Source organism: Flavobacterium sp. T12S277 (genome assembly GCF_048514875.1).
Lineage (GTDB): Bacteria > Bacteroidota > Bacteroidia > Flavobacteriales > Flavobacteriaceae > Flavobacterium.
This window is the reverse complement of sequence record NZ_JBLYEG010000012.1, coordinates 122,147-141,314: the sequence shown is the minus strand read 5'-3', so window position 1 is coordinate 141,314 and position 19,168 is coordinate 122,147. Positions and strand designations below refer to the sequence as shown.

Genomic DNA, 19,168 nt, shown 5'->3' with positions numbered 1-19,168 from the left:
CGAGATATTTATTTTTTGTACGAATTAACATGTTCTTGCTTTTTATTCAAGTATTTCTTACTTAAAATTTTGCCTCAAAAAAAAGGAAATTCCGAGCTTTGAATAATTGCAGCAGAAGTTTATGTCCTTTATGAAACAACGTTATCTTTGCAGTCAAAAAATACAGCATGCACCAACACTTCCTTCTTTTTAAACCTTACGGTTATCTGAGTCAATTTATATACGAATTAAAAAGAAAGAAAAAGCTTTTAGGAGAGTTGTATGATTTCCCGGAAGGCACCATGGCAATCGGCCGACTTGATGAGGACTCCGAAGGACTACTTTTACTCACGACAGACGGAAGGGTAAGCGAACTGGTGAGAAGCAAAAAAGTGGATAAAGAATATTACGTTCAAGTCGATGGCCTTATCACTCCTGAAGCAATTGAGGCATTACAAAAAGGTGTTGAAATAGGTTTTGATGGCGGCAAGTATAAAACCAAACCCTGCTCTGCTTTTATCGTTACCGAGATTCCTGATTTTGGTCCGAGAGCCAAAAAAATCAGAGATGAGCGGCATGGTCCAACCTCCTGGGCTTCGATCACTATAAATGAGGGCAAATTTCGTCAGGTTCGAAAAATGACGGCAGCCGTTGGATTTCCAACTTTAAGATTGGTTCGTGTTCGTATAGGAAATGTATATTTGCAAAACTTAAAGGCCGGAGAGGTGCTGGAAGTAACCGAATTTGAATTAGATAATGAGTGAATTTGAGAATTAGATAATTACGCATAACCTATAACTCAAAAACCAAATTCCAAATCACAAATTCCAAAACTCATAACCCATAACCCATAACCCATAACTCATAACTCATAACTCATAACTCAAAAAAAATGCTAAACATAGTTCTTGTAGAACCTGAAATCCCAAATAATACCGGAAACATTGGACGTTTGTGCGTTGGTACAGAAAGCAGGTTACATTTGATTCACCCATTCGGATTTGTGATCAACGATAAAAATCTGAAGCGTTCGGGACTAGATTACTGGGTGCATCTTGAGGTTACAGAATACCAAAATATTGAAGAGTGGATTCAGCAGATCCCGGATCAGTCGCGTGTTTTCCTGATGAGTTCTCATGCCGAAAAATCATATCTGGAAACAGAGTTTCAAGATGGAGACTGGTTGGTATTTGGTAAAGAAAGTGTTGGTCTGAGCAAGGAAGTCTTAGCTCGTTTTGAGAATCACCTGACGATTCCGATGTCAAAATTAATCCGAAGTTTTAATATTGCCAATTCTGTGGCTTTTGTGGTTGGCGAAGCAAAAAGACAAATTGCATTAAAGAATATTTAATGGCTTACTTCTATGGGTGTTTTGCTCTTTCTTTAAGATTGATAAATGACTCGCTGAGATTTTCTAAGTAATTACAAACTTTCCTTTTTCGGCATCAAAAACAATATGTTCATCCTTGAATAAGGTTGCAAAACTTCCTTTGGAAATTAAATTACAGGGCGCGTCCTGTACTACTAATTCCGAAGTCATAATAATCATTTCATCACTTAACTGAATCGCCAAATCGATATCATGGGTCGAAAATAAAATACATTTTTGAGTTTCCTCTGTCAGTTTCTTAAGCAGTTTGAACAACGAAACTTTGTGCAGTAAATCGAGATGTGTTGTGGGTTCGTCCAGAATAATCAGCGGGGTATCCTGTGCGAGTGCCCTTGCGATCAAAACCTTCTGCAATTGTCCGTCACTAATTTCGAAATGCTTTTTCTGAGCCAGATGTTCGATTTGAGTTAACTGCAAAGCTTCGTGCACTTTCTCGATATCCGTCTCACTTAAAGTGCCAATCCAGTTGGTGTAAGGCTGACGTCCCAAAGCCACTAATTCGAAAACCGATAAATTACTCGGTGGTAGTTTTTCGGTTAAAACTAAACTTAAGTTTTGGGCTAACGCTAAAGGTCTGTAGCTGCTTATGTTTTTATCATTCAAAAAAACTTGTCCACTTAGCGGCTGCTGAATTCCGGTAATCGTTCGAAGCAAAGTCGATTTCCCAATTCCGTTTGCTCCAATTAGCGAAATAAGTTTCCCCGAGGTTAAACTCAAATTTAAATTTTCAGCAATGGTCACAACTCCTTTCTTCGACTTGTAGCCGATACTAAGGTTTGTGGTCTTAAGAATTGTTTTCATTATTTTAAAGGTACTAAGGTTCTAAGCTGCTAAGGTTCTAAGTTTTTTTTAAAGTAATCTGCGAAAATCCGTTGAATCCGTTGAATCTGCGGCTAATTTATTTACTGAAAATTACTTTTTCGCATGAGTAACCAAACGACAATTGGTGCACCTATTATAGAAGTGATGGCATTAATTGGCAGGGTGGTTTCTAATCCCGGTAGTTGTGATGCCATATCGCAAAACAACATGATTATTCCTCCGTAAAAAAAAGTACTCCAGTATAAAACTGCGTGATTACTCGTCTGAAATGTCAGCTTTGCAATGTGTGGCACCGCCAGACCTATAAAGGCAATTGGCCCTGCAAAAGCAGTAACACTTCCGGCCAGAATACTGGTCGCAAAAATAATCACCAGTCGGGCTCTCTTGTAATTTAGGCCCATACTTTTAGCGTAATTTTCACCTAAAAGCAATGCATTTAATGGCTTGATACTTCCGGCACTCAAAAACAAGCCAAAAACAACACAAACCGCCAAAATTGAAATCGAAGTCCAGGAAAGATTCCCAAGACTTCCCAGCGACCAAAAGGTAAATTTTTGCAGTTGTTCCGCCGAACTAAAATAGGTCAAAACCCCAACGATAGCACTGGTAAAACTCCCAAACATTAATCCGACAATTAAAATTGCCATCGTATTCCGCAAGCGTTGTGCAACCAAAAGGACCAGCATCAAAACCAAAACACTTCCCGTTGTAGAGGCCAGTACGATTCCGAATGGCGATAATAAAACCGAATTTAAAAAGGAAGGCAGAAAACCAGCCCCCAAAATTACAACCGCGACAGCCAGAATTGCTCCCGAACTTAGTCCAAGAACATCAGGTCCTGCCAACGGATTTCGAAACAGCGTCTGCATCAGCAAACCGCTTACAGACAATCCTACTCCAACCAAAACAGCTGTAATTGCTTTGGGCAGGCGATAATTAACAATAATGTATTCCCAGGTCGATTTACTGGCGTGGTTTCCGGTCATACTATTATACACTTCCTTAAAAGGAATGGTGACTGACCCCAGACTAATGTCTAAGAAAAACATAAACAACAGCGCCAGACCGAGTACTGAAAACAGTATTATATTTCGTTTTTTATGAATCAATGAACTTAGTTTAATTTAGAGGCAAAAGTAAATTCATAACTAGGCAACAGCTCCGGATGAAAAATCTTGATGTAATCTTTTAACACTAAATCGGGACGGCTTGGAGCCAGCTCATAATAAACCGTTCCTCCTGTTGCTCCGGATTTACCTTCAAACGTATAAACATTTTTAGATTTAAAAGCATCAAATTCCTTATAATGCGTATTAATTTTTCCGAATTCGTCCAGAGTCTTAAAGGAGCCCGCGGCGATCCAAAAATTAGCCGTTTTTGCTTTCACCAATACTTTCTCAAAAGACAAGCCTTCGCTTCCTGTACCTTTTAAATCTGCCCATAAATAATTGGCCTGAGCATCTTTCATAAACTGTGCCACCCAGCTGTTTCCTTTGGCTACATACCAAACATCTTCGTACATAGAACCATATAGAACAGTTGAAATTGCCGGTTTACCTGCCACTAATTTTTTAGCCTGCTCATAGCTCAGGACAATCTTGTCAAACAGTTCCTTTGCCTGTTCTTCTTTACCAAATAAGGCCCCGTAAAGTTTAATCCATTCTGCTTTTCCAAGTGGAGATTGCTCCATCCAGTCGGCCTGAATTAAAACATTTAAACCGCTTTTTTTCAAATTGTCAAGCATCGGATTGTTATTGTCTACTCCAAAAGTCACTATTAAATCCGGAGACAACTCTATTAACTGTTCGATATTCAACTTCTCATTCTGTCCTACATTTTTAACAGTGCCTTTATCTATTAAAGCTCTGGTTTTTTCAGAAGAAATATAATCGGTATGTGGAAAACCAACAAGTTTATTTTCAACTTCCAACATTTCCAGGAATGGAATATTGGTCGTTGAAGTCACTACGATTGATTGTAAAGGAACTTTGATTGTGGTGTACTTTTGTAAACTGTCCGGTACTTTTGCTTCTTTTTCTTTCAAAACATAAGTAAACTTAGTATGTGCATCCGGCCATGGCTCTGAAACCGTTACTACTGAATATCCTTCATGTTTTACAATCGAAAGTCCGGACGCAAACTCGATACTATTTTTTGCAATTTCAGTTTTTACACTTTCCGGAGCTTCATTTTTTTTGCATCCGACAAGAAGAAAAAATGGTAAAATAAAAATCAATTTGGGTAGTAAATGTCTCATATTTAGGTTCTATTATTTTTTTAAGGAATCCGGTTTCATTCTGCCGCTTTTATGGCATGTAATTTGACTCGTATTCGTTTTAAATTTTACAATTTCATTACTGACAAAGGTAACGCAATTTCTAAATTTTTTGTTTACCTTTATTCTTACAAAACCAAATAAACCTCATTTTCCCTCCATGAATCCCATAAAAACAAAAGTCTGCTCGAGCTGTGAATCCTCTTTCAGCTGCGGAGATACTTCAAATGAAAACAAGTGTTGGTGTAATGATTTCCCTCCTATTTTTAATCTTTCTTCCGGTGGAGACTGCCTTTGCCCTGTTTGCTTTAAGGAGGCCTGTGAAGATAAAATTGATGCCTACGTAGAAACTCTTACTCCTCAAAAAGCACTTAAAAATAAAGCAATATCTTTACCCAAACAAGAGAAATTAATTGAGGGTATTGATTATTATATCGAAAATGGAAATTATGTTTTTAAATCCTGGTTTCACTTAAAAAGAGGAAGCTGCTGCGGAAACGATTGCCGACATTGCCCGTATTAAAAGTTATGAGTTTTGAGTTATGAATTATGAGTTATTACACACGAACACTTCATAACACATAAACAACATTTCACATTTCACAATCAACATTTCACATTTTACAATCAATAATTAACAATTAAAATGATTTACCTAATTACAGGAGGCGAACGATCGGGAAAAAGTAGTTACGCCCAAAACCTGGCCTTACAACTTTCAGACACACCTATATATGTGGCCACCGCCAGAAAATGGGACGACGATTTTCAAAACAGAATCGACAGGCACCAACAGGAACGTGACGAACGCTGGACCAATATTGAAAAAGAAAAACACTTAAGCGAAATTGACTTTTCTGAAAAAGTGGCTTTAATTGATTGTGTCACTCTTTGGCTGACCAACTTTTTTATAGACCACAAAAATGATGTATCCTTAAGTTTAGAAGAAGCAAAAAAGGAATTTCTGGCGATAGCCCAGCAGGAAAACGCTACCTTGATTATTGTAACCAACGAAATCGGAATGGGCGTACATGCCGAAACTCATATTGGCAGAAAATTTACCGAATTGCAAGGCTGGATGAATCAGTTTTTAGCCTCAAAAGCAGATGAAGTCATTTTAATGGTTTCCGGAATCCCCGTTAAGATAAAAGGATAGGGATGAAAATAAATTCCAAGTTTTTAAATTCCAAATTCCAACGCTATACTTTATCTTTACTTAAACTTTAAAATTCTTTTTTGAATTGGTTTTTGTAATCGATTTGGAAATTGGAATTTATAAAATTGGAATTTAAAAATTATGAGCCATTTAGACGATATATTAAAATCACGTCGTGATACCCGCCACTTTACAAATGATGAAGTCCCTGACGAAGTGATTCAAAAAGCACTGCAGGCAGGGCACTGGGCGCCATCTGTTGGATTAACCGATGCTACCCGCTATTATCTTATCAAATCGGTTGAAGTCAAAAGTGCGATCAAAGATCTTTTTTTAGAGTACAACAAAAAAGCCGAAGAACTTACCGACAATCCAGAACAAAAGGAACACTATAAATCCTTAAAACTCGAAGCGATTGAAGAAGCCCCTATCGGACTCATTATCGCTTACGACCGATCGGTGTTAAACCAATTTACAATTGGAACAGTGGGCAGCAACGAAGCTGTAAAATTCAGTTCGGTTTGTGCGGCACAAAACATCTGGCTTTCCCTGACAGAACAAGGGTACGGAATGGGCTGGGTGTCTATTTTGAACTATTATCAGTTTAAAAAAATTCTTGATCTACCCGAAAACATAGAGCCACTGGGCTACTTCTGTATTGGAAAACCAGCGACCAATTACGACAATCAACCCATGTTGCAGCAATTGCACTGGAAACATAAATCAGAAGCTCCGGATTGTACCGAAATTAAAAACATCGTTGAGAATCAGGTTCCCCATTTTCCTTTAAAATTTGAAACAACAAACAGTAATAAGAGCAATTTCAGTACCCTGCTACAGGAGAAAATAGATTCTAAAACCAAGCCTATTGGTGCTTTAGGAACGCTCGAGACTCTGGCTTTTCAGATGGCCACTGTTTTTGAAACTTTAAACCCCAAAATTATAAATCCAGCTATTGTTGTTTTTGCTGCGGATCACGGTATTGCCAATCATGGAGTAAGCGCCTATCCGCAAGATGTTACGAGACAGATGGTCAGTAATTTTCTCGAAGGAGGAGCTGCCATTAATGTTTTCTGCAAGCAAAATGACATTCAGCTATCGATCGTAGATGCCGGTGTGAATTATGATTTCCCCACAAATGCCAATCTGATTAATGCCAAAATAGCCAAAGGAACCCAGTCCTTTTTACACCTTCCGGCAATGAGTGAAACAGAACTACAATTGTGTTTCGAAAAAGGGAAATCAATTGTTGAAGCTATCGCAAAAAAAGGTTCAAACTGTATTGGTTTTGGAGAAATGGGAATCGGAAACACCTCTACTGCCTCCGTATTGATGAGTCTTCTTACCGGATTTTCTATCGAAGAATGTGTGGGAAAAGGAACAGGTGTTGAAAACGAAAAATTACTTCAAAAACAAAACCTGCTTCAAAAAGCCATTGAAAACTACACAGGCCCGGCAGAATTAAACCAGCAACTGGCCTATTTTGGCGGTTTTGAAATCATGCAGATTGCCAGCGGAATGTTAACTGCTTTTGAGCATAATATGCTTCTTTTGGTTGATGGTTTTATTTGTAGTGCAGCCTTTTTAGTGGCTTCCAAAATAAATCCTGCCATTCATAAAAATGCTGTCTTCTGCCATTGCTCCGCCGAAAAAGCACATCAGAAATTATTGAATTATTTAGAAGCGAAGCCCATTTTAAATCTGGATTTACGTTTAGGCGAAGGTACAGGCTGTGCGATTGCGTTTCCAATTATTAAATCGGCCGAAGTTTTTTTGAATGAAATGGCCAGTTTTGAAAGCGCAGGAGTCAGTAGGAAATAGTTTTCAGTTTCAGTCTCAGTCTCGGTCTCAGTTTTCAGTTTTATCCTTTAATTTTGTCCTAATCAATTCTCTTAAATGAAAAAAGAACTCCATATTTTCTTTACCTGTTTAATGTTTTACACCAGAATCCCTTGTCCTAAAAACATCAATCACGATCCCGACTATTTAAACAAGGCAACACGCTATTTTCCTTTTATAGGTTGGATTGTGGGGAGCATTTCCTTCTTGGCTTTCTACCTTTCTTCGCTTTTTCTATCTACGGAGACTGCTGTTCTTTTGGCAATAGTTGCCTCGATACTCACAACCGGAGCTTTCCATGAAGATGGTTTTGCCGATGTCTGTGATGGTTTTGGCGGCGGCTGGACCAAAGAAAAAATCCTGCTTATTATGAAAGACAGCGCAATTGGCGCCTATGGAGCAATTGGTTTGGTGATGCTTTTTTTACTGAAATTCAAACTACTTTCTGAATCCGTTACTCTTTTCACTACTAACATTTTTCTAATTTTTCTTTTGTTTATTTCTGCTCATTCTTTAAGCCGTCTGGCAGCAATATCAATCATTTTTACTCATGAATATTCTCGTGATGATGCTACCAGTAAAAGTAAACCTATAGCCAAAAAACACAGTTGGAAAGAAATTACCGGTTCCTTTTTCTTCGGATTGATTCCTTTATTGGTGTTTTCTTATTTTCAGTATAAATTCCTTTTAGCTCTACTTCCGGTATTTATTATGCGTTACTTCTTAGCCCGTTATTTCCAAAAATGGATTGATGGTTATACAGGTGACTGTCTGGGAGCCACGCAACAGGTTTGTGAAGTAATCTATTATTTAAGTATTCTTTTGATATGGAAGTTTATCTAGTTCGCCATACCGAAACCACTTGCGAAAAAGGAATCTGCTACGGCCAGTCTGATGTAGATTTGGCAGTTCCGTTTGAAACTATTTTTGAAGAAATTGTTTCGCAATTACCCTCAGAAGCCCTGCTCTTTTCAAGTCCATTAACACGCTGTGTTAAGTTGGCCGAATACATTCAGCATAAGACAAACCCCATTTCAATGGTTACAGACGACCGTTTGATGGAAATGAATTTTGGCGACTGGGAACTGAAAAACTGGGAGGCCATTCCATCGGAGCAGCTTAATCCGTGGATGGAAGATTTTGTCACAACACAGGTACCCAACGGCGAGTCGTTTACAGCACTTCATGAAAGGGTGGGCGCCTTTTTAAACGAGTACATTGTAAACGCTCAAAACACTCCTGTAGTAATTGTCTCTCATGCGGGTGTCATCAGAAGTATTTTATGCCATCAGTCTGCATTGCCTCTGAAAGATGCCTTTAACAACAAAGTAGCCTTCGGACAGGTTATTAAAATAGAGTATTAAATTACGATTTGTTTAGAATTCCTTCTAAAAACTAAAACAAATTTGAAAATTCAATAATTTTAACTTTATCTTTGCACAAAATTAAGGTTGTGTTCATTCATACACATTAAAAGGGAATCAAGTAATAAATCTTGAGCTGTACCCGCAACTGTAAGCTTTGTTCTGAAAAGAATGCTTGTTGTTAACTACAAAACCACTGCTCGCTCTGGCGAATGGGAAGGTAAACAACAAGACGCAAGCCAGGAGACCTGCCTTTGTAACCAATATCGAGCTCTCGGGAAAAAGAGTGTAGAAATTATGGCTTTAAAAAAACTTTTTGTCTTTTACTTCTTGTGCTTGTGTCAGATTATCTCGGCGCAAAGTGATTCTATTACCAAACTTAAAAATGTTGTCGTTTCCGACGCCAATCTTAAAAAATACTCCAGTTCGCAATCGGTTTTAAAACTAAATGACTCTGTTATTGGTAAGAATGAGGCTTTACTGACTGATTTATTAAACTTTAATTCGACTATTTATTTTAAAGAATACGGTCGTGGAATGCTTTCTACCGTATCCTTTAGAGGTACTACATCATCACAAACTGCAGTAATCTGGAACGGAATCAACATCAATTCTCAAATGAATGGAAGTACCGATTTTAATACTATTCCCGGCTCCGATTATAATTCTATCACCGTAAAAGCAGGAGGAGGAAGTGTTATTTACGGCAGTGGAGCGGTTGGAGGAACGGTGCATTTAAATAACGATCTGGCCTTTTATAATCGATTTGAGAATACTTTAAAACTGGATTACGGAAGTTTTAATACGATTGGAATTAATTATAAAACCAATATCTCCAACGAAAAATGGAGCGCTCAGATTGGTTTCTCTAAAAACAGTTCGACAAACGATTACAAGTACCTGAATCAATACAACTGGAAAGGCGAACAGCGCTGGAATCAAAACGGTCAATACGATGTTATATCACTAAATGCAAATGCAGGTTATAAAATTAATGCCAAAAACAGTTTAAAATTATATACCCAAACTTCAAATACAGACCGAAATACTTCACTGGTTTCTGAATCTGAAACGAAAAGCAAATATGTGAATGGTTTTAATCGAAACTTATTAGAGTACGATGGCGATTTTGGCAGGTTCAAAACCAATTTAAAAACGGCCTATATTTTCGAAAACTATAAATATTATGCCGACAATTCCAGCAATATTTATACCTACGGAAAAACAGAAAGCTTAACTACAAAAGCGGATCTGGGCTATCAATTGCTAAAATCCATACAACTAAATGGTATTCTGGATTACAACCGAACTAAAGGATACGGAAGTGGTTTTGGAGATAATGTGAGAGAAATAAGTTCGGCAGCTTTACTTATAAAACAAGAGGCTTCCCCTAATTGGAAAAACGAATTTGGGGTTCGCAAAGAGTTTACAGACAATTATAAATCTCCTGTACTATTCTCAGCGGGTTCCTCTTATCAGTTTGGGAAATTGTATAATTTGAAATTGAATGTATCCAGAAATTTCAGAATTCCAACTTTTAATGATTTGTATTGGGAAGAAGGCGGAAATCGTGATTTAAAACCGGAGAGTTCTTATCAGGCAGAAATTGGAAATATTTTTACCGTTCAGAATTTTTCTTTGACTCAGACTTTTTATTACATCAAAATAAAAGATCTATTGCAATGGGTTCCCGGAAATAATGGGATTTGGAGGCCGCAAAACACAGACAAAGTGAACAGTTATGGAGCTGAAACCCTGTTGAGCTGGAAAAAGAGTTTTGGCAAAAACAACCTGACGGCTAATGCGACTTATGCTTATACAGTTTCAGAAAATGTCGAAACCAAAAAGCAATTGTTTTTTGTTCCTTTTCATAAAGTTACTGCTGCCGTTGCCTACTCCAGAAACAACATTTCAGCCCATTATCAATTTCTCTATAATGGCTTTGTATACACGCAGGCAGACAATGATCCTGAAAAAATCGTGTCGGCTTATACGGTTTCAAACGTTGGCCTGGATTACGATTTTAAACTTTTATCTTCTTTCAGGGTAGGTATTCAGGTGCTGAATGTGTGGAATACATTTTATCAAAGTCTGGAACACCGACCAATGCCGGGAAGAAATTACAACCTGTACTTAAACCTTAAATTTTAATATAATGAAACTGACTAGATTATTTTTATTGGCATTAAGCGTATCGCTTTTTGTTTCTTGTTCTAATGACGACGACTCCGACAATCCTAAAGGAGTTTATGATAATGGAATTTTCATCTTAAATGAAGGGAATTCTACTGACGGTGGTTCTGTTTCTTTCATCTCTGACGATTTAAATACGTTCAATAAAGATGTTTACAAAACGGTAAACACTACTGATTTTGTTGGAAAATTTCTTCAAAACATCTTTTTTGACGGAGACAAGGCCTATATCATTGCTGGTGGTTCGAATGTGATTAATGTAGTAGACCGTTATAGCTTTAAACTATTAGCTAAAATTGAAACTGGTTTAAACGCACCAAGATACGGTGTTGTAAAAGACGGTAAAGCTTATGTAACGAATGCTAATACGTATTGGTCTAAAACAAACCCGGCTGGTAACACCGATGATTTTATCGCTGTAATTAATTTAGCTACCAACAAAGTAGAAACGACAATACCATTAAATGCAACTGCAAACCATATCGAGCTTCACAACAACAAGCTTTATGTAACAGAACCTTACAATAGTGACAAATTACTTGTGGTTAACCCGGCTACAAACAAATTGGAAACTTCACTAACTATTGGTTTTGGAGCAGATACTATGGAAGAGAAAGATGGTATTTTATACGCAATCAGAAGTTCTTATGGAGAAAGAAGCGAAATTGTAAAAGTAAAATTATCTGACAACTCTATCACTAAAATCACTTTCCCGGAGTCACTTGACGGAGTTAAAAACTTAGATATTTACAACAACAAAATATACTACACCTTAAATACGGCAGTTTATGCAATAGATTATACTGCAACTACGGCTTCCACTACTCCAATTTTCCAATACACTTCAACTTCTGATTATGGAAAAATGTATGGTTTTACAGTAAAAGATGATAGAATTTTTATTGCTGACGGAGGTGATTTTAAATCAAACAGTAAAGCTTACATCTACAATTTGAGCGGAACATTACAAAAAGAATTAACAGTTGGTGTTGGACCAAACGGTTTCTATTTCAACGATTAATTTTTAGAATTAGTTTTGGTTTTTGACCAAAAAAAAGAGGCTGTCCGAAAAGTAAGGACAGCCTCTTTTGTTTTTATAAATAATTTTAGATTGAATTATAATCCAAAAGCAGTTTATTGATCGGCAAAAATTATACGTCTTAATTCAACGCTGATTTGACGGATTCGCTATCGCGAAGACGCTGATAAAAGCGGATTCTAAAAATTAAAAAAACTTTTAAATGAGGAAAAAAATCTGTTTTTATCCGCGTTTTTACGAAGTAAATCTGTTTTATCCGCGTCGAACTAAAGTAGAAACTTAAACCAATAACATAATAAGAGAAAGTTCATACTTTAGACTGCCCCTTTTTTTATTTCAATGCTCGTAAAAGTCCCTCGGGAGCTTTTTCAAGATACATTTGATTTTTAATTCCGTCCATTGCTTTAGCATCTGTAAAGCCTTTCAAAGCTACCCCACTGTCCTCGCCTGTTTTTTTCGCGCTGACTCCGGTAATTTGAGACACCACCACACTTAACAGCGGCTCTGTTGGATCTCCTAAAACTCCTAAATTAGTAATACGCTCCAGTTTTTCATACGTTGGTTTTAAACCGTCTGTGTATTCTCCAAAATCAGCAGCATTCACAATTTTCAACACCAAAGGCTGCATCGCATACTTGTGGTTTGGATTTCTGTTTGTTTTTCCAAAAGTTGGAGAATCGTATAAGGTTACCGATCCTACGTTTTTCCCAACAGTAGTCTCTCCTACCTGAATTACTGAAATATAAGGTACTAATCCATTGATCACCAATTCACTTGCAGAAGCCGTACCACTTGTTGTGATAATATAAATTTTGGTTAGGTTCAAACTGTTAATTGCAGTTCCATCAATTTTATCTACAAATTTATTCAGCAATGACTCAGGGTCTTCACTTTCATAGAATTCGTTGATTTTTGCATTCCATCTCTCTTTCGAAAAAACCTTATTGGTAAACTGCCCTGTAATCATACTAGCCAAACGAGTTGCCGTTTGTATCGAGCCACCACCGTTGTATCTTAAATCTAAAACAAAATCGGTAACACCTTGTGCTTTTAGTTCTCCAAAAGCTGCATTAAGCTGCGAATCATAATTGGCATAAAAACCATTGTACATCAGGTAACCAATTTTATGACCTCCGGCTGTAATAACCTTATTGATAAAAACCGGATTTTCGTCTAAAGTTGTTTTTACCAACGCAACTGTTTTTCCATTACTTTCAAAACTGGTACCGGTATAGGAAGCCATATTTAAAGTATAAGAGTCAGCTGCCAAAAGTGCCTGATAATTGGAAACCGTCAATGAAGTTCCATTCACTCCGGTAAAAAGGTCCCCTCTTTTAATGTCTTTTTTCGAAGCATCAGAATTAGGAATAATATAACGTACATAACCTACTAAATCAGTTGTACTTCCGGGTTTGTAGCTTAGTCTAAAGTCTACACCGGCATTTTTTGAAGTTCCCTGAAGTTCCTGCTCTAAAACGGTATAATCATCTACAATCCAGCTAAAACGATCAATCGCCTGACCTTTTGGAAACTTACTTATAGGTTTGTTCAATAAATCCTGAAATAAATCCTGTGGTTTAGAATACCCGCTCAAAAAATTATTTAATGCTATCTGATCGCTAAAACGGTCATCGGCCAAATTAGGAACATCAGCCTGCCATAAATAAAACTGATTCAAGCCTTTCCAGATAAAATCGTTTACCTGTAACGAGGCCGGAGCCGCTACATCGTCCTGATCTTCGCATGATTGCAAAGAAAAAGCAAGTAAAAATAATAACAGTACACTCTTTAATATTGTTTTCATATAGGGATCTCTTATGTAGTATTAACGTAAAAATACTATCTTTAGTTTTAACTCTAAGAATTTTATTGCTTTTTTATTGTAAAATTTTTAAACCTCCGTGTAACAAAAATAATAGTGTCTCGTCTTCACTATATAAGCTAACGAATAACCAATAGATTTTATGAATCAGAATGTGTTTATAGAATTAATAAATCCTTTTAAAGACAAAGTTTTTCGTCTGGCAAAAAGATTATTAACCAGTACCGAAGAAGCCGAAGATGCCACTCAGGAGATTATGGTTAAATTATGGAACAAAAAAGATACTCTTGAAACTTACAATAGTGTTGAAGCTGTTGCGATGACAATGACCAAAAATTATTGCCTGGATCAGTTAAAATCAAAAAGAGCCGGAAATCTTAAAATTGTCCATAATAACTATACCGACCGGGAGCCTCAACTGGACAAAAAACTGGAAGATTCGAATAGTTTAGAATGGGTTGAAAAAATTATAAGCCACTTACCCGAACAATTACAGATCTTAATTCAGTTACGGGATGTAGAACAATATGAATTTGATGAAATTGCAAAAATTGTCAATATGAACGAAACGGCTATCAGAGTAGCACTTTCAAGAGCGAGAAAAAAAATAAGAGAATCAATGGTTAATACACACAGTTATGGAATTCAGTAAAATAGAAATTATATTAGAAAAATACTTTGAGGGAGAAACAACTATTGCCGAAGAAAATCAATTAAAAGAATATTTTTCTTCACCGGATGTTGCGCAGCATTTGGAACAATACAAACCTATGTTTGGTTATTTCTCTCAGGTAAAAGAACAGAAATCGACGCAGACAATACCACTAGAAACTAAAAAACGAAAAGTAGCGTGGTTATCGATTGCAGCTTCAGCTGTTGTTTTACTAGGAGTTGGAACCTATTTTTATGTGAGCGAAAAAAATGTAACTCCGGTTACAGCGCAAACCGAATTAGGAACCTATGATAATCCGGAAGAAGCACTTGCCGCAACGCAAAAAGCTTTGGCTTTATTATCAAACAATGTTAATGTAGGTATCGAAAGTGTACAATACATTAAAGAATACGAACAATCAAAAAACAGAATTTTTAAACAGTAATTAAATCTTAATCCAAATGAAAAATTTTATCATAACACTAGTTTTAGCATTCGTTAGCCATACTTTTTATGCTCAGGGAGCATTTGACAAATTTGATGGTCAGGACGACGTAACCTCAGTAATCGTAAACAAAAAAATGTTCGATTTAATGAGCAAAGTGAAAGTTGACGCTTCTGATAAAGAAACTCAACAATACATTAACTTAATTAAAAAGTTAGACTACCTAAAAGTGTTTACCACTAAAAATCCTAAAGTCGAAGCCGACATGAAAGCTTCTGCCGACAAATACATCAAAACAGCCGGATTAGAAGAACTTATGAAAGTAAACGACAGCGGGAAAAATGTACGCATCATGGTAAGATCAGGTGCAAGCGATACGCAAATTAAAGAATTACTTATGTTTGTTGACGGTGCAAAAAACAACGAAAGCGTGTTACTTTCCCTTACAGGTAATTTTGACTTAAACGAAATCTCAGTACTGACAGATAAAATGCAGCTTCCTGGTGGTGCTGACTTAAAAAAAGCTTCTAAAGGCAAAAGATAAGATGAAAGCAAACGTTATTACCTCAGCCCTTTTAGTTTTACTAACTTTAGTAAGTTGTAATTCTACTCCTTCCTTACAGAAGTATTTTGTTGAAAACACAGACAATAAAGATTTTATCGCACTTGATATTTCGTCAACGATCTTAAATGTGGAAAAAGCAAAATTATCTGCGGAACAAAATGAAGCTTTAAAATCATTTGACAAAATGAATATCCTGGCTTTTAAAGAAACACCAAAAAATCAGGCACAATTTGAAACAGAACGCGGCAAACTAAAAGAGATCCTGAAAAATCCAAAATACCAGGAATTAATGAAGGTTGGCTCAGGTAAAGACGGAGCATCCATAAGCTATGTAGGCCCTGACGACAATATCGAAGAGTTTGTGGTTTTTGCCAACAAAAAAGAAAGCGGTTTTGTAGTGGTGCGTGTACTGGGAAAAAACATGAATCCGAACAACATCATGACCCTGATGTCGGTTTTGAAAGCCTCTAAAATTGATATGGAACAATTAAAGCCTTTACAGCAGTTGATGAAACCATAACTTCTTACTTATATTAAAACGAGAAAGCTCCATAATTTGGAGCTTTTTTTATTTAACATTTTTAGAAGATTATACTGAATAATACTGCCCCCGTTTGTTTTAAGATGAACTGATTTTATCTATATTTGTTCATCAACCAAAAAAAAATTATTACACTAATTATGGTACAAAAAACATCGAATGCCTTTATAGCGGCATCCTGGGTAGCTCTTGGAGCAGGAACAGTTGGATTTATAGTAGGACTTGCCAGAGCCGAAATGTTATTAAATGAAAAAGGATATTATTTCACCGTTTTAATGTTTGGACTGTTTGCCGTAGTTTCATTACAGAAAAGTGTGAGAGACAGATTGGAAAATCTTCCGGTAACCGATATGTATTACGGAATCTGCTGGTTCGGAACTCTTTTATCTATTGTTTTATTAATCGTAGGCCTTTGGAATGCTACGATCTTGCCAAGCGAAAAAGGGTTTTATGCTTTTGCTTTTTTACTGGCCCTTTTTGGTGCTATTTCAGTACAAAAAAACACGAGAGACAATATGGCGTACTCTTCAGATCAATAATATTTCGACTGAACTTAATCAAAAACAACTTCCAAATTAAACCACAAAAAAAGCTCCCTAACCGGAGCTTTTTTTATGACCGTATTTTACGTCCGTACGAATATCATTTCCGATTGTGTTATTAAAGCAATCGCAGCAAACCAAATAAATCCATTTATTAAACGGAAACTACATTATTAGCAGCATTTATTACAATCATTATAAGAATTTTCATTAAAATTTTACTTTTATCAAAATTAACTACTATGAAAAAAATTCTACTCTTAGCACTGATACCCGTTTTTAGCCTTAGTGCACAAACCGCTTCAGATTATGTAGCTGAACTTCCAAGTTCATCCGGAATTGCGTTTGATTCAGGCGGAAACTTATATATTGCAGATCTTTTTACTAAAAAAATCATCAAAGTAACTCCCAACCTCGTGCAAAGTACTTTTGCTTCAGCAGATATTTCCCCACGACAAATCGCTATTGACGCTAATGGCAACCTTTGGATAACGGAAGGTACTGCAAACAAAGTCACCAAAATAACAGCTGCCGGTGTTATAACGAGTTACGCTGCTAGTGAAACTCCAATTGGGATTGCGATTGATGCAGCCGGAAACATTTTTTATTCAGAACTACATTCTGGTAACATAAAAAAAATAAGAACAACAGGCACACTCAGCACTTTTTTTTACGATCCCACTACTCTTGAATCTCCATCAGGAATAATTTTTGACAAAGCCGGAAATTTAATCGTTGGTGATTACATGGATGGATTCCTTAAAAAAATAAATCCAGCCGGTGTGCTTACCAAAACCACCTATTCTTTAAAAGATGAATTCACACAAAAATTTTTCGCTTTTGCTTCCAATGGCGATTTGTACATTTCTTCAAATCAAAAAATTTTTCGTTTAGCTGCTGCCAATGACAATCTAAGTCTATTTTATGATTTTGGAAATAATTATAATACAAAAGGAATCGCTATTTACAACGAAAATCTCTACGCAAGCATTTACGATCGAAATGGTGTTAAAGATAAAGAATATAAAGTGGTAAAAATACCTACCCAAACTTTAGGAGTTGCCAATATAAACAAACCTGATACCGAAAACATTACAGTCTATCCAAACCCTGCCATCGATTATTTGTATGTTGAAAGCAAAAACGAAGTTATAAAAACAATTGAGTTGTACGACATGACTGGTCGTGTAGTTAAAAGCTATAAACCACTTGATGTTAAAGGCAATAAAATCGCTTTACCAGGTTTAACTTCCGGAAACTATATTTTAAAAATCAACAATACTTCTAAAAAGATTATAATCAACTAACTCACCTTTACTAACTTAAAAAAAGCTCCAATTTATGGGGCTTTTTTATGACTCTGTTTTGTCGCGCAATACGAATATCATTTCCTACTATGTTACAAAAGCAATCGCAACAAACCAAAATTAATTTATCATGAAAAAAATTCTACTCTTAGCCTTATTATCCGCCTTTAGTCTTAGTGCTCAAACTCCTTCTGATTATGTAACAGAACTTCCAGATGCAAACGGGATTGCATTTGATTCAAACGGAAATTTATATATTGCTGATTATAGTACTAAAAAAATTATCAAAGTAACCCCTGGCCTTGTGCAAAGTACTTTTGCTTCAACAAATATTAGCCCGAGACAAATCGCTATTGATGCTAACGACAACCTTTGGATAACTGAAGATTATGAAAACAAAGTCACCAAAATAACAGCTGCAGGTGTTACAACGAGTTACGCTGTTAGTGGAGCTCCCTATGGAATTGCAATCGATGCAGCCGGAAACGTTTTTTATTCAGAAATAAATTCCGGTAACATTAAAAAAATAAGCACAACAGGCACAGTCAGCACTTTTTTTTACGATCCCACCACTCTTGAATCTCCATCAGGAATAATTTTTGACAAAGCCGGAAATTTAATCGTTGGTGAGTATATGGATGAATTCCTTAAAAAAATAAATCCAGCCGGTGTGCTTACAAAAACCGCTTACTCTTTAAAACCAAAAGTAACATTCAAATTTTTCGCTTTTGCTTCCAATGGCGATTTGTACATTTCTTCGGGTCAAACCATTTCTCGTTTAGCTGCTGCTGATGGCAATCTAACCCTATTTTACGATTTTGGCGCAAATTGCCCTATACAAGGAATCACTATTTACAATGGAAATCTCTACGCAAGCATTTACGATCGAAATGGTATTAAAAACAAAGAGTGTAAGGTGGTAAAAATACCTGTCCAAACTTTAGGAATTGAGAACAAACCTGCTGCCGAAAGCATTAGAATTTACCCTAACCCTGCTATCGACTATTTGTATGTTGAAAGCAAAAACGAAGTGGTAAAAACAATTGAGTTATACGACATGACTGGCCGTTTAGTTAAAAGCTACAAACCTCTTGATGTCAAGGGTAATAAAATTGCTTTACCGGGTTTAACTTCCGGAAACTATATTTTAAAAATCAACAATACTTCTAAAAAGATTATAATCAACTAACTCACCTTTATTAAACAAAAAAAAGCTCCAATTATGGAGCTTTTTTTA

Annotated in this window: 20 protein-coding genes and 1 riboswitch; of the genes, 16 read left to right on the top strand and 4 right to left on the bottom strand. The window is 36.4% G+C overall.

Going from position 1 to position 19,168, the window contains the following annotated elements; all coding sequences use genetic code 11:
* Window positions 1–167: 167 nt before the first annotated feature.
* Together ACN1CN_RS17085 and ACN1CN_RS17080 are read left to right on the top strand one after the other, a co-directional pair.
* Window positions 168–743 carry a pseudouridine synthase gene (locus ACN1CN_RS17085; RefSeq protein ID WP_419136492.1) on the top strand — a complete coding sequence of 192 codons (576 nt, stop codon included), beginning with the start codon at window positions 168–170 and terminating at the stop codon, window positions 741–743.
* A 128-nt stretch (window positions 744–871) separates the two neighbouring features.
* Window positions 872–1,330, top strand: coding sequence for a tRNA (cytidine(34)-2'-O)-methyltransferase (locus ACN1CN_RS17080; RefSeq protein ID WP_264525123.1), 459 nt, complete (start codon window positions 872–874; stop codon window positions 1,328–1,330).
* Between the two features lie 63 nt (window positions 1,331–1,393).
* Here the strand turns inward: ACN1CN_RS17080 and ACN1CN_RS17075 are convergent, their stop codons facing one another.
* The 3 genes from ACN1CN_RS17075 to ACN1CN_RS17065 form a co-directional block, all read right to left on the bottom strand.
* Window positions 1,394–2,170, bottom strand: coding sequence for an ABC transporter ATP-binding protein (locus tag ACN1CN_RS17075; protein WP_419136491.1), 777 nt, complete (start codon window positions 2,168–2,170; stop codon window positions 1,394–1,396).
* A gap of 101 nt (window positions 2,171–2,271) precedes the next feature.
* Window positions 2,272–3,300: an iron chelate uptake ABC transporter family permease subunit gene (locus ACN1CN_RS17070; RefSeq protein WP_413614370.1), complete on the bottom strand. Its 1,029-nt coding sequence runs from the start codon at window positions 3,298–3,300 to the stop codon at window positions 2,272–2,274.
* Window positions 3,301–3,305: 5 nt separating this feature from the next.
* Window positions 3,306–4,448, bottom strand: coding sequence for an ABC transporter substrate-binding protein (locus tag ACN1CN_RS17065; RefSeq protein WP_419136490.1), 1,143 nt, complete (start codon window positions 4,446–4,448; stop codon window positions 3,306–3,308).
* Between the two features lie 178 nt (window positions 4,449–4,626).
* On the opposite strand from ACN1CN_RS17065, the gene ACN1CN_RS17060 reads away from it, so the two are divergent.
* The 7 genes from ACN1CN_RS17060 (at window position 4,627) to ACN1CN_RS17030 (ending at window position 12,039) form a co-directional block, all read left to right on the top strand.
* Complete coding sequence (locus ACN1CN_RS17060) at window positions 4,627–4,989, top strand: DUF5522 domain-containing protein (RefSeq protein WP_264525126.1); 363 nt, start codon at window positions 4,627–4,629, stop codon at window positions 4,987–4,989.
* Between the two features lie 123 nt (window positions 4,990–5,112).
* Window positions 5,113–5,622, top strand: coding sequence for a bifunctional adenosylcobinamide kinase/adenosylcobinamide-phosphate guanylyltransferase (gene cobU, locus ACN1CN_RS17055; protein WP_419136489.1), 510 nt, complete (start codon window positions 5,113–5,115; stop codon window positions 5,620–5,622).
* A 141-nt stretch (window positions 5,623–5,763) separates the two neighbouring features.
* The gene (cobT, locus tag ACN1CN_RS17050) at window positions 5,764–7,443 is read left to right on the top strand and encodes a nicotinate-nucleotide--dimethylbenzimidazole phosphoribosyltransferase (RefSeq protein ID WP_419136488.1); all 1,680 of its coding nucleotides are present in this window, start codon (window positions 5,764–5,766) and stop codon (window positions 7,441–7,443) included.
* 75 nt (window positions 7,444–7,518) lie between these two features.
* A complete protein-coding gene (locus tag ACN1CN_RS17045; RefSeq protein WP_419136487.1) occupies window positions 7,519–8,304 on the top strand; it encodes an adenosylcobinamide-GDP ribazoletransferase in 786 nt (261 codons plus the stop codon).
* On the top strand, window positions 8,289–8,825 hold the full coding sequence (gene cobC / locus ACN1CN_RS17040; protein WP_419136486.1) for an alpha-ribazole phosphatase: 537 nt from the start codon (window positions 8,289–8,291) through the stop codon (window positions 8,823–8,825). The genes ACN1CN_RS17045 and cobC overlap by 16 nt, the downstream gene beginning before the upstream one ends.
* A gap of 67 nt (window positions 8,826–8,892) precedes the next feature.
* Window positions 8,893–9,096: riboswitch (cobalamin riboswitch) on the top strand.
* Window positions 9,097–9,122: 26 nt separating this feature from the next.
* On the top strand, window positions 9,123–10,976 hold the full coding sequence (locus tag ACN1CN_RS17035) for a TonB-dependent receptor plug domain-containing protein (protein ID WP_419136485.1): 1,854 nt from the start codon (window positions 9,123–9,125) through the stop codon (window positions 10,974–10,976).
* Between the two features lie 4 nt (window positions 10,977–10,980).
* On the top strand, window positions 10,981–12,039 hold the full coding sequence (locus ACN1CN_RS17030; RefSeq protein ID WP_419136484.1) for a YncE family protein: 1,059 nt from the start codon (window positions 10,981–10,983) through the stop codon (window positions 12,037–12,039).
* A gap of 349 nt (window positions 12,040–12,388) precedes the next feature.
* Here the strand turns inward: ACN1CN_RS17030 and ACN1CN_RS17025 are convergent, their stop codons facing one another.
* Window positions 12,389–13,861: a S41 family peptidase gene (locus ACN1CN_RS17025; protein ID WP_264525135.1), complete on the bottom strand. Its 1,473-nt coding sequence runs from the start codon at window positions 13,859–13,861 to the stop codon at window positions 12,389–12,391.
* A gap of 160 nt (window positions 13,862–14,021) precedes the next feature.
* Between ACN1CN_RS17025 and ACN1CN_RS17020 the strand changes: the two genes are divergently transcribed.
* From ACN1CN_RS17020 to ACN1CN_RS16990, 7 genes are all read left to right on the top strand, one after another.
* Window positions 14,022–14,531: an RNA polymerase sigma factor gene (locus ACN1CN_RS17020; RefSeq protein ID WP_264525136.1), complete on the top strand. Its 510-nt coding sequence runs from the start codon at window positions 14,022–14,024 to the stop codon at window positions 14,529–14,531.
* Window positions 14,518–14,976: a hypothetical protein gene (locus ACN1CN_RS17015; protein ID WP_264525137.1), complete on the top strand. Its 459-nt coding sequence runs from the start codon at window positions 14,518–14,520 to the stop codon at window positions 14,974–14,976. Before ACN1CN_RS17020 ends, ACN1CN_RS17015 begins: the two co-directional genes overlap by 14 nt.
* A 16-nt stretch (window positions 14,977–14,992) precedes the next feature.
* Window positions 14,993–15,520 (top strand): DUF4252 domain-containing protein, encoded by a 528-nt coding sequence (locus ACN1CN_RS17010; protein ID WP_264525138.1) that lies wholly within the window; start codon window positions 14,993–14,995, stop codon window positions 15,518–15,520.
* Window position 15,521: 1 nt separating this feature from the next.
* A complete protein-coding gene (locus tag ACN1CN_RS17005; RefSeq protein ID WP_291287567.1) occupies window positions 15,522–16,061 on the top strand; it encodes a DUF4252 domain-containing protein in 540 nt (179 codons plus the stop codon).
* 161 nt (window positions 16,062–16,222) lie between these two features.
* The gene (gene yiaA / locus ACN1CN_RS17000) at window positions 16,223–16,621 is read left to right on the top strand and encodes an inner membrane protein YiaA (protein WP_291287566.1); all 399 of its coding nucleotides are present in this window, start codon (window positions 16,223–16,225) and stop codon (window positions 16,619–16,621) included.
* A 245-nt stretch (window positions 16,622–16,866) separates the two neighbouring features.
* Entirely contained in the window at window positions 16,867–17,931 is a 1,065-nt protein-coding gene (locus ACN1CN_RS16995; protein WP_419136483.1) for a T9SS type A sorting domain-containing protein, read from the top strand.
* 130 nt (window positions 17,932–18,061) lie between these two features.
* Window positions 18,062–19,120, top strand: coding sequence for a T9SS type A sorting domain-containing protein (locus ACN1CN_RS16990; RefSeq protein ID WP_419136482.1), 1,059 nt, complete (start codon window positions 18,062–18,064; stop codon window positions 19,118–19,120).
* Window positions 19,121–19,168 lie beyond the last annotated feature (48 nt).